At 54.5% G+C, this 3253-nt stretch carries 1 protein-coding gene; it reads left to right on the plus strand.

The window, feature by feature from the left end; all coding sequences use genetic code 11:
- Window positions 1-445 precede the first annotated feature (445 nt).
- Window positions 446-3190, plus strand: a complete 2745-nt coding sequence (acnA, locus tag AQR02_RS24545) for an aconitate hydratase AcnA (protein ID WP_054943031.1) — start codon at window positions 446-448, stop codon at window positions 3188-3190.
- Window positions 3191-3253 lie beyond the last annotated feature (63 nt).

Genomic DNA, 3253 nt, shown 5'->3' on the forward strand with positions numbered 1-3253 from the left:
TGGGCTTTGAGAAACCGGCTGTCCTTGACCGAGTGATGAACCGGCATAATCGCCGGAGCGACCCGCCCCTTATTCTCCTGATCTACATAAACATAGAGACTCTGTTTCCACTCCTGCTCCATTTCACGACCGCCTTTCGCTATTTGGCTGCTGTCCTATGTATATGAGCGAAGCTCTGCAGCTATACAGCCGGAAACAGGCAGGAACCGGGATTGTGCACGGACTGTCTGCTACAGTGTTTGATTAGGGTAGAAAATAGCCCCTGCATCATATCCTCCGTCTATTTCCATATGACGGAAAAGTGTGTGTGAAACGGCCCGCAGCAGGGGAAAACTAGGCCGAATGATCCGCAAAAAAAACTTTACTCTCCTCTATGTAACCGTTATACTTTAGATATACGCAATATGAAATGTAGTTTCATCAGATGAAACAAGGAGGCGCATATATGCCAAGCAAGGACCATTTTTCGCTATCCAAGAGCCTGGTGTCAGGCGGCAAAACTTATCGCTACTATCATCTTAATTCCCTCGAAGAGCAAGGTGCAGGCGACATTTCCCCCCTGCCCTTTTCGATCAAAGTATTACTTGAGGCCGCTGTCCGCCAATATGACGGCCGGGCGATTACGGAAGAACATGTTAAGCAGCTGGCCGGCTGGTCCGGCGGCATCGACCGCAATAAAGAAATTCCGTTTATTCCTGCCCGGATCGTCCTGCAGGACTTCACCGGTGTTCCGGTTGTTGTCGATCTGGCTGCTATGCGAGACACTGTTAAGAAGGCAGGCGGCGATCCCAAGAAGATCAATCCGCTGGTGCCAGTAGACCTTGTTATTGACCACTCCGTAATGGTTGATGCTTTCGGCACGGCCGATGCACTCGATTATAATATGAACGTTGAATTCGAACGGAATGAAGAACGTTACCGCTTCCTGCGCTGGGCGCAGACTGCTTTCAACAACTTCCGCGCCGTTCCGCCGGCAACCGGAATCGTCCATCAGGTTAACCTGGAGTATCTGGCTTCGGTTGCAACAACCAAAACCGTCGACGGTGAAACGGTAGTCTATCCGGATTCCCTAGTCGGCACCGATTCCCACACCACCATGATCAACGGCCTTGGCGTCGTCGGCTGGGGTGTCGGCGGTATCGAGGCAGAAGCCGGGATGCTGGGGCAGCCGCTGTATTTTGTCACACCGGATGTTGTGGGCTTCAAGCTTACCGGCAGTCTGGTAGAAGGTGCTACAGCAACCGATCTGGCACTGACCGTTACCCAAATGCTCCGTAAAAAGGGCGTAGTCGGCAAATTCGTAGAATTCTACGGTCCGGGTCTGGCCAACATCAGTCTGGCTGACCGCGCAACCGTCGCTAATATGGCTCCTGAGTATGGGGCAACCATCGGATTCTTCCCTGTTGATGACGAAACGCTGGCTTACCTGCGCAGCACCGGCCGTCCGGATGAACTGGTTGAACTGGTCGGGGATTACTATAAGGCACAGGGCATGTTCCGCACTGCTGATACCCCTGATCCGCAGTTCAGCGACATAATCGAGCTTGACCTGGCCTCCGTTGTTCCGAGCCTTGCCGGACCGAAACGTCCGCAGGACCGGGTAGAGCTGACACACATGAAGGAGAACTTCGAAGGTATTATCCGCACACCGGTTGATAAAGGCGGATATGGCCTCAGCGATGAGAAGATTGCCGAGGTTGTTGAGGTGCAGCATAAGAACGGAACCACCAGCAAGATGGGCACGGGAGCCGTTGTTATTGCCGCGATCACCAGCTGCACGAACACCTCCAACCCAAGCGTTATGCTCGGAGCGGGGCTACTCGCCAAAAAAGCTGTAGAACGCGGACTCACGAAACCGGGATACGTAAAAAGCAGCTTGACCCCGGGTTCCCTTGTGGTTACTGAATATCTGCAGAAGGCAGATTTGCTGAAGCCGCTGGAAGCTCTGGGCTTCTATCTGGCCGGATACGGCTGCGCGACCTGTATCGGCAACTCTGGTCCGCTGCCGGACGAAGTGAGCCAGGCCATCTCCGAACATGATATGACAGTAGCCGCTGTAATCTCCGGTAACCGTAACTTTGAAGGCCGCGTGCATGCCCAGGTCAAAGCCAACTATCTGGCTTCACCGCCGCTTGTTGTCGCTTACGCCCTAGCCGGTACGGTTAACATTGATCTGCAGACCGAGCCGCTCGGCTATGACCCGCAGGGAGAGCCTGTCTTCCTGAAGGATATCTGGCCAACTTCCGCTGAAATCCGCGAAGCCATCGGTCTCTCCCTGAGTCCGGAAATGTTCCGCCGCAAATATGAGAATGTCTTCACCGCTAACGAACGCTGGAATTCGATTCCTGTTCCGGAAGGCGAGTTGTATGAATGGGATGATAATTCTACCTACATTCAGAACCCGCCATTCTTCGAGAATCTGGCTGACGGCATCGGCGATATCAAAGACATCAGCAATGCACGTGTGCTGGCGCTGCTGGGTGATTCCGTTACAACTGACCACATCTCGCCTGCAGGCAATATTTCCACTTCCGGCCCCGCCGGGGAATATCTGCGCGGTCACGGTGTAGAACGCGCCGACTTCAACTCCTATGGCTCCCGCCGCGGAAACCATGAGGTAATGATGCGCGGTACATTCGCCAACATCAGGATCCGCAATGCAGTTGCTCCGGGTACAGAAGGCGGCGTGACCACCTTCCTGCCAAGTGAAGAAGTCATGTCTATCTACGACGCTTCCATGCTGTACCAGTCGGCTGGACAGAACCTGGTCGTTATTGCCGGTAAGGAGTACGGCACAGGCAGCTCACGCGACTGGGCAGCCAAAGGCACACTGCTGCTTGGCGTCAAAGCCGTCATCGCCGAGAGCTTCGAGCGGATTCACCGCAGCAACCTTGTCGGCATGGGCGTACTTCCGCTGCAGTTCCAGGAAGGCCACGGCTGGAGCAGCATGGGGCTGACCGGACGCGAGACCTTCAACATCACCGATCTCGACAATAACGTGCTGCCGGGCCAGGAATTGACTGTCACCGCTACCCGTGAAGACGGTACACAGTTCGACTTCCCGGTCATTGCGCGGCTGGACAGTACCGTTGACATTGATTACTACCGCAACGGCGGCATTCTGCAGACGGTGCTCCGCCAGATGCTGGCTGATGCTACAGCTTCGGAAACAGCACTGCCGGTGGAATAAACCCGCCTTAACCGCAACAGAATTCAGAAATAAAGAAACAGCCCCCGGTGCTCCTTTGTGAGC

The sequence above is a fragment of the Paenibacillus ihuae genome, from assembly GCF_001368795.1.
In the GTDB taxonomy this organism is placed as follows: Bacteria; Bacillota; Bacilli; order Paenibacillales; family Paenibacillaceae; genus Paenibacillus_AQ; species Paenibacillus_AQ ihuae.

What these genes read in the sequence shown, in the direction of transcription:
- acnA (WP_054943031.1), top strand. Translation starts at nt 446, where the DNA reads ATGCCAAGCAAGGACCATTTTTCGCTATCCAAGAGCCTGGTGTCAGGC.